Genomic DNA, 15,524 nt, shown 5'->3' with positions numbered 1-15,524 from the left:
CTCCCGTCAGGGCACGTCCGACAACGTGTCCTGACGGGCGCTGACGATGGTGACCTTGAGGTGCTTCATGATCGGCTGGTCGCTCTGGGTGCTGTAGTCGCTGAGCGCGCACAGCACGTTCATCTCCGGCATGTAGCCGGCGGCGCAGCCACGGGGGATGTCGTGGGGGATGGCGAGGTAGCCGTTGAGAGAGCGCTGACTGCCGTCCTTCGCGGTGCTGGTGATGTCCACCGGCCCCATGTCGGCGATCGCGCGTTCGCGCATGTCGGCGCGGTTCATGAAGACGAGCGTGCGCAGGTTCTTGATGCCGCGGTAGCGGTCGTTGTCGGAGTAGATGGTGGTGTTCCACTGGTCGTGGGACCGCATCGTGCCGAGCGCCAGGGTGCCGGGGGCGGGGACGACATCGGGCAGAACGGCGCTGGAGAACTCGGCGCGTCCGGACGGGGTGAGGAAGACCAGCTCGCGGGCGGGCTGCTTGATCCGGAAGCCGAGGGGCAGCCGCACCCGGCGGTTGAAGTCCTCGAAGCCGTCGAGCACCTTGGCCATGGTGTCCCGGATCCGGTCGTAGTCCTCGATGTACCACTCCCAGGGCGTGGCGCTGTCGGGCAGGGCCGCGCGGGCCATCCCGGCGACGATCGCCGGCTCGGACAGCAGATGCGATGAGGCGGGGCGCTTCATGCCGATCGACAGGTGGACCATGCTCATGGAGTCCTCGACGGATGTGCTCTGGACGCCCTTGCGCTGATGGTCCTTCTCGGTACGGCCGAGACACGGGAGGATGAGGGCTCGGCGGCCGTGGACGATGTGGCTGCGGTTCAGCTTGGTGCTCACCTGGACGGTGAGGTCGCACGACCGCAGCGCCGCGTAGGTGTACGGGGTGTCGGGCGCGGCGAGGGCGAAGTTCCCGCCCATGCCGACGAACACCTTCACCTCGCCGCTGTGCATCGCCGGGATGGTGCGGACGGTGTCCAGGCCGTGCTCACGGGGCGGGTCGATCCCGCAGACCTCGGCGAGGCGGTCGAGGAACTCGTCGGAGGGGCGGTGATCGATGCCGCAGGTCCGATTGCCCTGGACGTTGCTGTGCCCCCGCACGGGGGAGGGGCCCGCCCCCTCACGTCCCAGATTGCCGCGCAGCAGGAGCAGATTGACGATCTCCCGGACGGTGTCGACGCCGTGTTCGTGCTGGGTGAGCCCGAGACACCAGCTGACGATGCTGCGGTCGGCCTCGCCGTACACGCGCGCGGCCTTGAGGACGTCCGCGCGGGTCAGCCCGGACTGGTTCTCGATCTCCTCCCACGACGTGGCCTCGCACAGTGCGCGGTATTCCTCGAAGCCGGTGGTGTGGCGGTCGATGAACTCCCGGTCCAGCGCCTTGGGGTCGGTCGCGGACTGCTCCAGGACCGCCTTGGCCATGCCCCGCAGGAGAGCCATGTCGCCGCCGATGCGGGGCTGCAGGTTCAGTGTGCTGGTCCGGGTCGTCCGGAAGAGAGCCATGTCCACGAAGTCGTGGGGGACGATGGTACGGGTGGCAGCGGCCTCGACCATCGGGTTGACGTGGACGATCCGGGCACCGCGGCGGTAGGCCTCGGCCAGGGCGGTGAGCATCCGGGGCGCGTTGGAGGCGGCGTTGACCCCCAGGATGAACAGCGCGTCGGCGCTCTCCCAGTCCTTGAGGTCGACGGTCCCCTTGCCCGTGCCCAGGGAGGCGTGCAGAGCTCGGCCGCTGGCCTCGTGGCACATGTTGGAGCAGTCCGGCAGGTTGTTCGTACCGAGTTCACGGGCCATCAGCTGGTAGAGGAACGTGGCCTCGTTGCCGAGGCGGCCCGAGGTGTAGAACGCTGCCTGGCCGGGGTCGTCCAGCCCGCGCAGCGCACCGCCGACCACCTCGAACGCGTCCTTCCAGCTGATCGGGACGTAGTGGTCGCTGCCGGGGTCGTAGACCATCGGTTCGGTCAGCCGGCCCTGGTTCTCCAGGTCGTAGTCGCTCCACCCGGACAGCTCGGTCACCGAGTGGGCGGCGAAGAACTCGCGTCCGACCCGCTTACGGGTCATTTCCCAGGTGACGTGCTTGATCCCGTTCTCGCAGATGTCCAGATGCAGCCCCTTGGTGTCGTCGGGCCAGGCGCATCCGGGGCAGTCGAATCCGGAGTTCTCGTGGTTCATCCGCATGATCGCCCGTGGACCCTCCACCGGCGCGCCCTCCCGTACCAGGAAACGGCCCACACTCCTGGCCGCGCCCCAGCCCGCGGCGGGGTGGCGGTACGGGCGGAACTCCGGGTCTCCTGCGGGAGTGGGCCCCAATTCGGGCTCCAGGCCTTTCGGGTCGTCGCTGTCGGCGCTCACTGCTCTCGACCTTCCGGTATGCGGGCAAAGAGGGGCAGAACGTTGCTTCTCGGCAACGTATGTCCACCCGTCAGTGCACGCCACCCCGAATGCCCGTCCCGGCGGGCGGCGCACTTTCGCGCGCCCTATTCTCGCGATAAGTACATGATCGTGTGCTTTCTGTGAGCGCTTCGCCGTGCGGTGCCTGGCGGAAGGTGCTTGCCGTCGGTGCGAGATCCCGTACCTGCGGGACCGAAGGAGAGCCTTGAAGAAGATGGCCGCGTCGACGCCGGCCGCCCTGTGCGCACTGGCCGGGGCGCTCGCCGTGGGCGTGGCCGTCCACCAGCGGGCCGGGCCACCGCCCCGACCGCGGACCGTGGTGCACGTATCGCCGCCGCCCGCGGCCGGCCGGGCGACGGTACCGCCGCCGCCCGGCATGGCCACATCAGTGCCGACCGTGGTTCGCATCCCAGCCGTGGGGCTGAAGGCCGCACGAGTTCCCGAGTGACGTTCCGCATGGGGGCCGGGCCCGGGGTGCGGATCAGTGTCTGTGTGACCTGCCGGGCCCCCAGCCATTGCCGATCCCGGCCACGTGCAACGCCAGGACCGTCAGACCGAGCAGCATCACGTTCGCTGAGGAGAAGACATCGTTGGTCGTGATGTCGGCGGCGTTGATCAGGAAAGAGATGAAGAAGAGGACGGCTGCGACTATTGCGAGCATGGGGGAACTCCTGTTCTCAAGTGGGTGAACCCCGTGTGCCCGCGTTCCTCCCGCTCATACGTCAACGCGGCTGCCCCCGCTACGCCGACCGTGCTCGTAACCCAGCGTGCTGACCGTCCCCGGACGCGGGTGCCCGAACTGCCGCGCGGCCGACGCGTCGAGCCCGAGCCGGCGCACCGCGAGGACGCGTGACAGGTGGCCGTGCGCAACGACGGCCACGTCGCCGTTGTCCGGCAGCGGCCGGACCCGGCCGAGGAAGGCATCGACCCGCACCTTCACGTGCCCGAGATCCTGGAATCTCTCATCCGGAGGAGACCGCCGCCACCGCGCCGACTGCGGCCAGATGGCGGCCGGCCGTCCGGAGGAAGCGGCGGCGGGGAGGACGGCCACGATCGGCAACGGCGTGTACGCCAGGTGCCCGGCCCCGGACGCTCGCGCCGGCGCGGCGAAAGTCGGCCACTTTGTGATCCACACAGGGCGTCGCGGCTACGGCGTACCGAGGCGTCCGGCGCCGTCCGTCGCGGGTTTGATCACGCGGGGCGGCGCGAGGGCGGTGACGGATCACCGCTGGATCCGCCTCTCCGCGCTGCCGCTCCTGCCTCCGGACCGGCTCGCGGTCCGTTCCTGGACGCGGTGTCGATTTTCAGACGAAACGATAAATCTCCCGTTTCGGACGGCGCCGTACTGGCCGATATTGTCCCGGAAGGCCTGGTTCATTGCTTGATGGGGCTGAGCACACCGCTCACGTTCAGGACTTCGTGGCACGCCTGCGCCCGACGCCCGGTGGCCGGTGTGCCCGGCTTCGCACAGGTCACGTTGATGGTCACGGTGTCGTTCTCAGTGATCTTGATAGGGGTGACCCAGTGATAGTCCTGGTTACGGAAGGTCTCCAGCGCGATCGTGGTGATCTTGCGGGCGCCGAACTTGATCGTCAGCACCCCTTCGTCGCCCTGGAAGTTGGCGACGACGATGTCCGTGATTCCGAAGTTCTGGTTCTCGGGCACCGGGTACGTACCGGTCCTGGTCGCCCCGCCGGAGGTCTTCAGGTCGATGGTCCCCGAATTCTGCTGGCCTGTGCCGGCAGAGGTGCCGCCGCCCGTTCCTGCCGTGGCCCCTGGGCTCGCTCCCGGCTGCGCACCCGTGTCCCCGCCGGGCTGGCCGCCCTTGTCGCCGCCGGAAGCGGTGCCCGGCGACTGTCCGTCCTGCGCCCCGCCCGGATTGGGGCGCGCCTGGACCTCCTTGGTGGCGGCCTCCTTCGCCGCGCTGCGCACCGCCGGACGGACCAGGGTGAACCAGGCGAGCAGCAGCGCGAGCAGCGCCGCGAGTACCACGAGCAGCCACTTCGGGAAGACCGGAATCTGGACGAACTCGGCGTTGAGGGGCGGCCGGACGGCGGCGGTCTCGTCCCGCCGCGGCTCCTCCTGGTCACCGGACTCGGTGGTGTCCACGGTGAACGGCCACACCACGGGGGAACCGAACCACACCGGCTTGCCCGTGCGGACCCGCAGCCGGACCTCCGCCGACTCGCCGGGCTCCAGCTTCGGCTTCGCCGGGCTGAAGGCGAACCGCAGCTCCTCGCCCGCCTGGCCGGGCGTGAAGCCCACCTGCGCCGAGGAGTTGCCCAGGTTGCGCACCGCGAGCCGGTAGCGGCCGCGCAGCCATCCTCGCCGACGGCGCGGCGCCAGCTCGGTGTGCAGCTCGTGGAACTCCTCGACGTGCACCGTGGTTTCGGGGACCCGCACCGACTCGGGGTGCTCGACCGGCAGCACCCGCACGCCGAGGGGTATCTCGCCGGGCCGGGTCTCATGCGAACGCGGTGGCTCCAGGCGGATCGTCACCGTCTCGGACGTGCCGGGATAGAGGGAGACCCGCGGGGGCTCCACGGTGGCCCAGGGGGCGCAGTCCCCGACGACCTCCAGGCTGTACGCCTCGACGATGTCGCTGTCGTTGCGGACGGTCAGGCTGGTCGTGGCAGTGCTGCCCGGCGCCACCGTCACCGCCGGGATGTCGAGGCCGGGCGCGCTGGGGCCGGAAGAGGCTGCAGAAGGCGTCACACCGCCACGGTAGGACCGCACCACGGCCGCCACGAGGCGCGCAAGGGCAAGACCCGGGCAGTTGCGGTGCCCGGGAAGTCCAGACCAACTCCACTACATAGATGAGCTGTTGATCCAGACGTCCCTCCTGCGCGCACACCACCCGTGCTCGCACCGGCCGTCGACCCGTTCTCATGTCCTTCCGCCCGCGAACTCATGAAACAGGAACTCCGCCCATGACCTGCTCAGAGCAGTACCGCCCGGCCGTCTCCGCCACCACGCCACGTCTGTCCGTACAGTCACCGGCCGCACACCGGACCTCCCACCCCGACCGCCCGGACCAGGTCACCGTGGCCGTGTACGCCGCCGATCCGGTCCTGCACGTCGGCGTCGTCCAGCAGTTACGCCGACGCCCCGAGGTCAGTCTGCTCGACGACACCGAGGCGGAGCACGCCCAGGCGTCGCTGGTGGTCGTCGACAGCGTCGACGACGACGTGGCGGCCCTGCTGCACCGCCTGCGGCACAACACAGCGACCCGCACCGGCCTCGTGGTCGGCACCCTCGGCGCGGGCGCGCTGCAACGCGTCATCGAGTGCGGTGTCTCGGCGGTACTGCGCCGCGCCGAGGCCGACCAGGACCAGCTTCTCCATCTGGTCCTGGCGATAGCCAACGGCGAGGGCGTGCTCCCCGGCGATCTCCTCGGCAAGCTGCTCACCCACGTGGGCAGCCTCCAGCGTTCGGCGCTCGACCACCGGAGCCTGTCGCTGTCCACGCTGACCACCCGCGAGGCGGACATGCTGCGCCTGGTGTCCGAGGGCCTGGACACCGTGGAGATAGCCCGCAAGACCGCGTACTCCGAACGGACCGTCAAGAACGTCCTGCACGAGATCATCACGCGCCTGCAACTGCGCAACCGGGCCCACGCGGTCGGCTACGCACTGCGCAACGGGCTGATCTGACGTCGTCCGGGCCGTAACGGGTTGATCTGACGTCGTCCGGGCACCCCGGCACTGCCCGAAAGCGCACCGCACGTTTCCCCCGGGTACGGCCCCGCCGCCCTGCCGCGCCGCCGAGCGGCCGTCGCAGGGTGGCGGGGGACAGCCAGATACCGCACCAGACAGCGAGGTGGACCGTGATGCGCACCGCAGGCCCCGGTGGGCGGTTCCGCCCGGGAAGACTCGGGGCGTCGTTGCTGCTCCTGATCCCCCTGCTCGCGGTGACAACGGCTGCCGGCGAGGGCAGCGCCGAGTCCCGGCCGCAGGCGGCCGACGCCGCGGCCACCCGGATCGCCTACGCCGGTACCCGGCACCGCAGCCTCGGCCAGGTGGGCGCCGACACCGACACCTACAGCGCACCGCTCTTCGGCGCGGGCCCGGCCCACTTCGACCTCCAGCCGTCCGTCCTCGGGGACGCGATGGTCTTCGTCAGCCGCCGCGACGAGAAGGCCCCGCAGGTCTACCTGCGGACCGCCGACGGTTCGGTACGCCGTCTCACCAGCGGCCGGTACGCCGGGCACCCCCAGCTGACACCGGACGGCCTGTCCGTCGTGTTCGACTCGGCCGAACCCGGTGGTCCGGACGGCCGGAAGCAGCGCGACCTGTGGATGGTGCGCACCGACGGCACCGGCCTCACGCGGCTCACCGACACACCCTGGGACGAGGACTGCCCGACGGTGTCCCCGGACGGGCAGCGCCTGGCGTACTCCGGCGGCAGCGACCCGGCCGCCGGCATGCAGATCTACGTACGGCCCCTGGGAGGCGGCGCCGCCACCCGCGTCACCGACCCCGGGAACGGCGAGGCCACCGAGCCGGCGTGGAACCCGGTCGACGACCCCGCGCACCGGGACCTGATCGCGTACACCGCCGCCGGGCCGCCGGGACCCCGGCTGCGGGTGACGGACGGGCGCACCGACGAGCCGCTGCTCACGGGCACACCGGCAGAGTGGCGCACCCACGGGGCAGCGTGGCTGCCCGACGGGGGCGACGTGCTGTTCCTGAGCCGCGACCGCACCTGTGACTGTGAGGGCGACTGGAACCATGTGTACCGGGTGGCCCCGAACTCCGGCAACACACCGGAGCTGAAGCTCAGTGAGGACCGGGAGGTCGAGTCGCCCACCTGGATCGGCACGGCCGCCGACGGCGGTGTCGTGGTCGAGCGCACCTCCGCCTCCGGGCCGCACGTGGTGACGCTCCAGGACGCCAGGTCGGACGGGTCCGACCCACGCGATCTCGGGCTGACGATCCTCAACGAGGACCCGGCCGCCGACACCGACGCCGATACGTCCCACGACCCGCTCTTCCGGCCCGCGGACGGGTTCGACCCGTGGACCGAACGGCAGAACTACACGCCCGACGGACGCCGGATCGTACTGACCCGCTTCGAGGGCACCTCCGACAACCGGGTCGAACGGATCTGGCGGGCGGACGCCGACGGCACCAATGAGGCGCCCATGACACTCGACGGACGCGGACCGAAGGACTGGGACACCGATCCGACGTTCTCCCCCGACGGCAAGTACCTGGCCTTCACCCGCATGTCGCCGGCCGGCGTCGGCGACGCGGCGCGACCCAGCAGCATCCTGATCGCGGACGCCGAGACCGGCGAGATCCGCGACCGGATCACCGCGCCGGCCGGGCAGCCCCAGGGCGGCGACGCCCAGCCCACCTGGTCCTCCGACGGCACCACCCTGGCTTTCACCCGCAACCAGACGATCGACGGGGGCGGCGGGAACAAGCACATCTGGACCGCGCCGGTGAACGACCTGGGCGCGCAGCGCGACCTGAGCGCCACGATCTGCCCGGGAAACTGCGAAGTCATCGACGACAGCCCGGCGTTCTCGCCGGACGGGCTCAGCATCGCCTTCAACCGCAAGAACGGCGGCGGCCTGATCGACGAGCACAACGGCATCCTGCTGACGTCCCTGGCCGACGGAGCCTGCCAGGTGCTGCTGCCGGAGGCCGCCCACAACGTCCCCGACGGCTGCCGCCAGGAGCTGCCGGACACCTCCGCCACCGGCCCGTTCCAGCCGCGTGACGCCGCCTGGACGGCCGACGGCACGGGCCTGGTGATCAGTTCCCGCCAAGCCCTCCCGGCCAACAGCCCCGAGAAGCTGTACCTCCTGGACATCGCGACCTGCGCCCTCCGCCCGCTCACCACCGGTCTCCCGGGCCGGCAGAAGGAACCCAGCGTCCAGCAGTCCGTGGACCTCGCGGTGCAGGCGCCCGGCAACGTCCCGGCGGTCGCCGTCGGTCACTCCACGACGGTCCGCGTCGACGTGGTGAACAACGGCCCCGCCGCCTCCCCGGGCACCACGCTGACCGTCGTGCCGCCGCCGGGTGCCCGGATCAGCCGGCTGACCTGGCCCGGAGGCACCTGCGATGCCGCCTCCCTCCAGTGCGATGTCGGTGTGGTGCCGCCCGGCGCGACCGTCCCGGTGACCGTCACCGTCGTCGGGGTCACCCCCGGCGACGCGCCGTTCGACTGGTCGGTGACGGGCGCCGTGGTGGACCCACAGCCCAGCGACAACGCCGGGCGGACCGTGGTGCCGGTGCGCGAGGACACCCCGCCCCCGACGACGACACCGTCGCCGCCGACACCGACCCGCGCACCGCCCACCACCGCGCCTCCCACCACCGCGCCTCCCGCCACCGCCCCGCCCACCGTGCCCCCGGAGCCGGATGAGCCCGAGGCCGGGCCCGGAGTGCGCGTCACGGCGCAGCCGAACCCCGGCTACGTCGGCGGACGCGTCGTGGTGACGTACACCGTGCGCAACGGCCGCGAGGCACTGGCGACCGGGCTGCGGCTGAAGGTCGGTCTGCCCCGGAGCATCCCGAACAGCGGGCCGCCCGCAGGCTGCGACCGCTCCTGGGTGTGCGCGCTGCCGGACCTGGCTCCGGGCGCGAGCACCGTCGTCCGTGTCGTCCTCAGCCCCGACAAGGCGCTGACCGGCAACGTCACCGGCCGGCTCACCACCACCGGCACGGACGCCGACCCGCGCGACAACACCGCCCGGCAGCGGCTGCGCATCCTCCAGCCGCGCATCGTCGCGGTGCCGCCGATCGGCAAGCCCGGCTTCGTCACCTCGGTCCGCGGCAAGGACTTCCCGCCAGGAGCGCCTGTCCGGTTCACCTGGAAGCCGGGAATCACCGCGGCAGCGGCACCGACCGTGCCGCAGCCGGACGGCACATTCATCGGCCAGCTGCTCATTCTCGCCAAGGACGAGACCGGACCGCGCGTCATCACGGCCAGAGGCCCCGGGTTCTCACCGGTGAAGACCGACTTCCTGGTGGTCATCGGCAACTGGCAGCCGCCCGGCGAGATGACCCGCCGATGATCCACGAGGTCGACGAAGGACTGCGCCGCCTGCTCGCCGGGTCCGGCCTGGAGGCATCGGGCGTCGAAGTGGTCTTCGACGCCCCCACCAAGGACTGGGCGGCACGCCGCAACGCCCCGACGGTCTGCGTCTTCCTGTACGACATCCGCGAGGACGTCACCCGGCGCGGCAGCGGCGCCGGGGAGGTGTACGACGCGGACGGGCACGTGGTGGCGCGGCGCACCCCGCCGCGCTGGTTCGAGCTGACGTACCTGGTCACGGCGTGGGCGAGCCGCCCGCAGGACGAGCACCGGCTGCTCTCGCAGGTGCTCGCCTGCCTGGTGGCCACGGACACGCTGCCCGCCCGGCTGCTCACCGGTACGCTCGCCGAACTCGGCCTGACCGTGAGTCTGGACACCGCCGGGGGCAACCTCGACGCACCGGCCGCGTCCGATGTGTGGTCGGCGCTCGGCGGGGAGCTGAAGGCGTCCCTCGGGGTAGTGGTGCGGGCTCCGCTCGCCGGGGTGAGCACGCCCGTCGCGTCGCCGGTCACCGAAGGGCTCGTCGTGCGCTCCGCCGCCCGGAGCGAGGGCGGGGAAGCGGTGCCGGGACGGCGGCTGCGCTATACGGGGACGAGCGAGGCGGGCCCGGACGGCTTCGCCGGCCCGCGCGAGCGGCGGCCCGCCCCCGCCCGGCGAAGCCGAGGGGACCGCCAGCCGTGACCCACACCGCCGAACCCCCCGTCCTCGCCGAGCCCGAGCCCGAGCCCGAGCCCGAGCCCGAGCCCGACGCCGAGCCCGAGCCCGAGCCCGAGCCCGAGCCCGAGCCCGACGCCGAGCCCGAGCCCGAGCCCGACGCCGAGCCCGAGCCCGAGCCCGAGCCCGAGCCCGAGCCCGAGCCCGAGCCCGAGCCCGAGCCCGAGCCCGAGCCCGAGCCCGAGCCCGAATTCGAGCCCGACGCCGAGCGAGAGGTCCAGCCCGGCCCCGCGCCCGCCCCCGAGCCCGAGCCCGATGCCGTCTCCGCCGACGTGGAGCACCTCTGGGCGCGGCTCCGCCTGATCGAGGAGCGGGTGCGGCAGGCGGTGGCGGTCCGCCGCGCCGCCGACCCCGACCCCGACGACCCGTACCGGGGCCAGTACTTCACCCCCGAGGCGATCACCCGGATCCTGGACGATCCGGGCGGCCTCGACGTACCCGCCCACGAGCCCCGGCAGCCGCCTCCCGGTTCCGTTCTCGAAGGCCTCGCCGTGCGGTTCGGCCTGTCCCCGCTGGACCTGGACCTGCTCCTGATCGCGGTGGCGCCCGATCTGGACGCCCGGTTCGAACGGTTCTACGGCTATCTCAACGACGACCTGACGCGCCGTCGCCCCACGGTCGGCCTCGCCCTGGAGCTGTGCGGGCTGGCCGGTGCGGCAGCCGCCCGATTCCGGCTCGCTCCCGGAGCGCCGCTGGTGGACGGAGGCCTGGTGGAGGTCACCGAGCCGGAACGGCCACCGCTCTCCCGCGTCCTGGCGGTCCCCGACCGGGTGTCCGGGCACCTCCTGGGGAACGCGCGGCCCGACGCCCGGCTCGCCGGGGTGCTCGGCGAGGTCTGCGAGGACCCGACCGCCGAGACGGCAGAGGTCCACCGGGCCGCGGCCGCGGCCGGTACGGGCACCGGCCTCGTCCACCTGCGCAGCCGGGGCGGCGACGCCGAGGGCCTGGCCACCGCGGCCCTGCGCGCGGCCGGGCTGCGTCCGCTCGTCCTGGACGCGGCGGCGCTGGCCCGGCGCTCCGGCGAGGTGCCGGAACTCGCCCGGCTGGCCGCCCGCGAAGCCCGCCTGACCGGCGCCGGGGCCGTCCTCGGACCGGTGGAGGCGCTGCCCGCGGAACCCGTCGAACGGGCCCGTACGCTCGGGGCGTTGTGCGCGGCGCTGCGGGGAATCCCGCTGTTCACGCACGGCACCACCGGCTGGGACCCGGCGTGGGCGGCCGACGCCCCCGTCGTGCTGACCGTGGCGTCGCCGTCTCCCGGCCGGCAGGCCGCGCGCTGGCGGCACGCCCTCGACCGGGCCGCCGGTGACGGCTCATTCACCGGCGACGCCGAGGCGCTCGCCAGGGCGGTCGCCGCGCACCGCCTGGACTCCGGGCAGTTGCGCCGCGCCGCCGACGCGGCGGTCCGCACGGCCGGCCTCGCGGGCGGTCCGGTCCGCCCCGACGACCTGCAGAGCGCCGTACGCGCCCAGAACGGCGCGGGCCTCGACCGGCTCGCCCGCCGGGTGGAGCCGGGTGTCGACTGGGACGACCTGGTTCTCCCGCCGCTCACCCGCCGGCGGCTGCGCGAACTCGCGCTGCGCGCCCGCCACCGCGAGCAGGTGCTCGGACAGTGGGGGATGCGCCCCGGCGGCGGACGGGGGCGTGGCGTGATCGCGCTGTTCGCGGGCGAGTCGGGTACCGGCAAGACCATGTCCGCCGAGGTCGTCGCCGCGGACCTGGGCATGGACCTTTACGTGGTGGACCTGTCCACGGTCGTCGACAAGTACATCGGGGAGACCGAGAAGAACCTGGAGCGGATCTTCACCGAGGCGTCGGCGGTCAACGCGGTCCTGCTCTTCGACGAGGCCGACGCGATCTTCGGCAAGCGCTCGGAGGTGAGGGGCGCGCACGACCGGCACGCCAACATCGAGTCGGCGTATCTGCTCCAGCGCATGGAGTCGTTCGACGGGATCGCGGTGCTGACCACCAACCTCCGGGCCAACCTGGACGAGGCGTTCACACGCCGCCTGGACGTGGTGGCGGACTTCCCGATGCCGGAAGCCGGCCAGCGCCTCGCCCTCTGGGACCGGTGCCTCGGTGACCGGCTGCCCAGGGCCGGCGACCTGGACCTCGGCTTCTGCGCGGACCGCTTCGAGCTGGCCGGCGGTTCGATCCGGGCCTGTGCGGTGACCGCGGCGTACCTCGCGGCGGAGTCCGGCAGCCCGCTCACCATGCGGCAGGTGGTGACCGCGGTCGTGCAGGAGTACCGCAAGCTCGGACGGCTGGTCCTGGAGGGCGAGTTCGGCCCGTATATGGCGGAGGCCACCGGAGCCTGAGGGACGGGGGCCGGGGTGCCGGTCGCGCACAGGGATATTGACCAAGGTGTCGCTTCCCTGCAAGCCCTTAACCTGGTTTCGTTGGTAGTCCGGGGGAGGCGGGCCCATTGTGAAGGGCCGTCGTCGGAGGGAGTGGGCGGATGATCTCGGAGTCGCTGTTGGCCTTGGCCTCGGCCGGGGGCGCATCCATGGCGCAGGCGGTCGGCACGGATGGGTGGAACGCGATCCGGGATCGCGCCGCGCGCCTGATGGCTCGGGGGAGCCACGAGAGTGACGAATCGGAGAGGCGACGTCTGGACCGGACCGCGGCAGCACTCACGGACAGCCCCGACGGAGGAACGGCGGGCAGCCGGGCCGCTGCCTGGCAGGCTGGGTTCGTGGTTCTGCTGACCCGGCTGGAAGGTGCTGAGCTACACGCCGCGGTCGCGGAACTCCGTGCGCTGATCGACAGTGGGCCTAACGCGGCGAGCGACGACTCAGCCCCCTTCGCGGGCAGTACCTTCCACGGTCCGACCGCGATCCAGACGGGCGACAACAATCATCAGGACAATCACTTCGGCCACAGCGGATGACCGCACCGCAGCACGATGACCACGGCGGCGGTAGTCCCAAGCGCGGTGAATTCCACGGTCCGGCTGCCGTGCAGGACGGAAACCACGGCGTCCAGAACAACCACTTCCACACTCCGGGCAAGCGCACGGTGGTCTTCCCGTGGGGCGCTGCTGTCACGTCGGTGAGGAATGGGCTCGTCACTCTGATCGTGCTGGGAATCCTCGGCGGTGGAGGATGGTGGACCTACGACCACGTCCAGAAGAGGAACCAGAAGACCAACGCGAAACATGCGGGCTGCGACCAAGCACTGCACGCCTTCTATCAAGGCGGAGCTCCCGTGATGCTGTTGCTCCCCGATGACGTGTCGACAACGAGGTACGTCGAACAACTGGAAGAGGCGGCCCGGACCGTGGGCGATGCCAAGATCGTCAGGTCGATTCGGCACACGGTCCAGGATGTCGAGGCGCTCCGGCAGGCCTATGACCGAGGCGATCAGGACGCCATGTCGGACGCAAGACGGAGAGCAGGCCAGGACCGGGAGGAGTGGTGGTCTCCCTGCTGGGAAGTCGCAGGATGGTGACCTGTGCGTAACCCGGCGGCCGTCCAGGCTCCAAAGCGACTGCACTGGGCCGGGTAGCCCCAGGGTCCCGGCCCACGCGGTGCGTTGCCCGAATGCCCGTGCCTGCTGCCTCTTCGCCGCCCTCCTCACCGGCCCCTCATCGGCGCCCTCCTGCCGCGCCCCCGGCGGACCGCGCGGGCCGGCGGCGCGTCAGAGGGCGGCGGGCGCGGCACGAGGACGGCGGCGTGCGACGCCCGGACGGTCAGTGCGGGGAGTCCGGAAAGGCAGCGGTCCTGCCCCCGGCCAGGTCCGCGAGTCCCTGTCGCTGTGGCGGACCAGCGGCGAAGACTCGGCCTGGACACAGGTGACCCGTAAGGACGCGAAGGAGCGAGTATGCCGACGTACCTCACCCCGGGTGTGTACGTGGAGGAGGTGCAGTCCGGTGCCCGACCGATCGAAGGGGTCGGCACCGCCGTCGCCGCGTTCGTGGGGTTTGCCCGGAACGGACCGTTCCACGCACCGACACTGGTCACCTCCTGGGACCAGTACACCCAGCTGTTCGGCGGTTTCACCGAGGGCACCTATCTGGCCCACGCGGTCTACGGGTACTTCGCCAACGGCGGAGGCGCCGCGTACGTGGTGCGGATCGGCGGCCCCGCCGACGGAGCCCCCGCGGCCGACGGCGCCCAGCGGCCGGAGACCAGGGCGGCGGAGCCGGTGGAGCTCGGCGGCTTCCTGCTCGTGGCCCGGCCGGGCGTCTCCGGGGTGTCGGTGGAGATCGCCGCCGCGGACGGCGAGAACCCGCCGGAGGACCGCTTCAAGGTCCTGGTCCGCCAGGGCGACAAGGTCATGGAGACGTACGAGGCCTCGATCCGGAAGAACGTCAAGGGCTACCTCGTCAACCAGGCGCGCGCCTCCAGCCTGATCGAGGTCACCGAGCAGCGCAACGCCCCCCAGAGCAGGCCCGCCGGCCAGACCGTGGCACTGCCCGACGCCCCGGCCGCGCCCGCCGCGCCCGGCTCCGGCGAGGTGGCGCGCCTCGACGCGTCCGAGTACGTCGGCGACGTCGCGGCCCGTACGGGGTTCGGCGGCCTGGAGGCCATCGACGAGATCACCATGGTCGCGGTGCCGGACCTGATGAGCGCCCACCAGCGCGGCGACATCGACGCGGAGGGCGTGCGCACGGTGCAGCTCGCCGCGATCGCGCACTGCGAGCAGATGGGCGACCGGGTGGCCATCCTGGACAGCCCGCCGGGACTCACCGCCCAGCAGGTGCGCACCTGGCGCAACGACGAAGCCGGTTACGACTCCCGGTACGCCACCCTCTACTACCCGTGGGTGCGGGTCTTCGACCCGGCCGCCGGACGCAACACCACTGTCCCGCCCAGCGGTCACATCGCCGGGGTGTGGGCGCGCAGCGACGCCGAGCGCGGCGTGCACAAGGCGCCCGCCAACGAGGTGATCCGGGGCGCCGTGGACCTGGAGCTCCGGCTCAGCAAGGGCGAGCAGGACCTGCTGAACCCGATCGGCGTGAACTGCGTACGGGCCTTCTCCGGCCGGGGCGTCCGGGTGTGGGGCGCCCGCACCCTCTCCTCCGACCCGGCCTGGCGCTACCTGAACGTGCGCCGGCTGTTCAACTACCTTGAGGAATCAATCCTCCTGGGCACCCAGTGGGTGGTCTTCGAGCCGAACGACGACCGGCTGTGGTCGAGCATCCGGCGCAACGTCACCGCGTTCCTCACCGAGGAGTGGCGCAGGGGCGCGCTGTTCGGCCGCACCGCCGAAGAGGCGTTCTACGTGCGGTGCGACCGCGACAACAACCCGCAGGAGTCCATCGACCAGGGCCGGGTCATCTGTGAGATCGGTGTCTCGCCGGTCAAGCCCGCGGAGTTCGTGGTGTTCCGGCTGGCTCAGTTCTCCGACAGCACCAGCCTCATCGACGAGTGACCCGCGGG

12 protein-coding genes are annotated in these 15,524 nt (G+C 72.0%); 8 read left to right on the top strand and 4 right to left on the bottom strand.

Translation table 11 applies throughout. The features are described from left to right. Positions 1 to 6: 6 nt before the first annotated feature. Positions 7 to 2,343, bottom strand: coding sequence for an FdhF/YdeP family oxidoreductase (locus tag ACZ6S6_RS10145; RefSeq protein ID WP_469704713.1), 2,337 nt, complete (start codon positions 2,341 to 2,343; stop codon positions 7 to 9). 244 nt (positions 2,344 to 2,587) lie between these two features. Here ACZ6S6_RS10145 and ACZ6S6_RS10140 point away from each other — a divergent pair, with 244 nt between their 5' ends. Further along, a complete protein-coding gene (locus tag ACZ6S6_RS10140) occupies positions 2,588 to 2,830 on the top strand; it encodes a hypothetical protein (protein ID WP_362966385.1) in 243 nt (80 codons plus the stop codon). A gap of 33 nt (positions 2,831 to 2,863) precedes the next feature. Here the strand turns inward: ACZ6S6_RS10140 and ACZ6S6_RS10135 are convergent, their stop codons facing one another. The 3 genes from ACZ6S6_RS10135 to ACZ6S6_RS10125 all read right to left on the bottom strand — a co-directional run bounded on the left by ACZ6S6_RS10135 (position 2,864) and on the right by ACZ6S6_RS10125 (position 5,097). Beyond that, complete coding sequence (locus ACZ6S6_RS10135) at positions 2,864 to 3,043, bottom strand: hypothetical protein (protein ID WP_362966387.1); 180 nt, start codon at positions 3,041 to 3,043, stop codon at positions 2,864 to 2,866. Between the two features lie 54 nt (positions 3,044 to 3,097). Continuing rightward, entirely contained in the window at positions 3,098 to 3,433 is a 336-nt protein-coding gene (locus ACZ6S6_RS10130) for a histidine phosphatase family protein (protein ID WP_469704711.1), read from the bottom strand. A gap of 323 nt (positions 3,434 to 3,756) precedes the next feature. Then, positions 3,757 to 5,097 carry a COG1470 family protein gene (locus tag ACZ6S6_RS10125; protein WP_469704709.1) on the bottom strand — a complete coding sequence of 447 codons (1,341 nt, stop codon included), beginning with the start codon at positions 5,095 to 5,097 and terminating at the stop codon, positions 3,757 to 3,759. Between the two features lie 215 nt (positions 5,098 to 5,312). Here ACZ6S6_RS10125 and ACZ6S6_RS10120 point away from each other — a divergent pair, with 215 nt between their 5' ends. From ACZ6S6_RS10120 to ACZ6S6_RS10090, 7 genes are all read left to right on the top strand, one after another. Continuing rightward, complete coding sequence (locus ACZ6S6_RS10120) at positions 5,313 to 6,035, top strand: helix-turn-helix transcriptional regulator (RefSeq protein WP_362966394.1); 723 nt, start codon at positions 5,313 to 5,315, stop codon at positions 6,033 to 6,035. A gap of 176 nt (positions 6,036 to 6,211) precedes the next feature. Continuing rightward, positions 6,212 to 9,409 (top strand): hypothetical protein, encoded by a 3,198-nt coding sequence (locus tag ACZ6S6_RS10115; protein WP_469704706.1) that lies wholly within the window; start codon positions 6,212 to 6,214, stop codon positions 9,407 to 9,409. Then, on the top strand, positions 9,406 to 10,110 hold the full coding sequence (locus tag ACZ6S6_RS10110) for a Pvc16 family protein (protein WP_362966398.1): 705 nt from the start codon (positions 9,406 to 9,408) through the stop codon (positions 10,108 to 10,110). Before ACZ6S6_RS10115 ends, ACZ6S6_RS10110 begins: the two co-directional genes overlap by 4 nt. A 305-nt stretch (positions 10,111 to 10,415) precedes the next feature. Beyond that, positions 10,416 to 12,458 (top strand): ATP-binding protein, encoded by a 2,043-nt coding sequence (locus ACZ6S6_RS10105; protein ID WP_469705001.1) that lies wholly within the window; start codon positions 10,416 to 10,418, stop codon positions 12,456 to 12,458. 140 nt (positions 12,459 to 12,598) lie between these two features. Next, a complete protein-coding gene (locus ACZ6S6_RS10100) occupies positions 12,599 to 13,030 on the top strand; it encodes a hypothetical protein (RefSeq protein ID WP_469704704.1) in 432 nt (143 codons plus the stop codon). Further along, entirely contained in the window at positions 13,027 to 13,590 is a 564-nt protein-coding gene (locus ACZ6S6_RS10095) for a hypothetical protein (RefSeq protein WP_469704702.1), read from the top strand. Before ACZ6S6_RS10100 ends, ACZ6S6_RS10095 begins: the two co-directional genes overlap by 4 nt. A 372-nt stretch (positions 13,591 to 13,962) precedes the next feature. Beyond that, entirely contained in the window at positions 13,963 to 15,516 is a 1,554-nt protein-coding gene (locus tag ACZ6S6_RS10090) for a phage tail sheath family protein (protein WP_469704700.1), read from the top strand. Positions 15,517 to 15,524 lie beyond the last annotated feature (8 nt).

The sequence above is a fragment of the Streptomyces sp. NPDC048671 genome (assembly GCF_055587045.1).
This window is presented reverse-complemented; position numbering and strand designations above follow the sequence as displayed.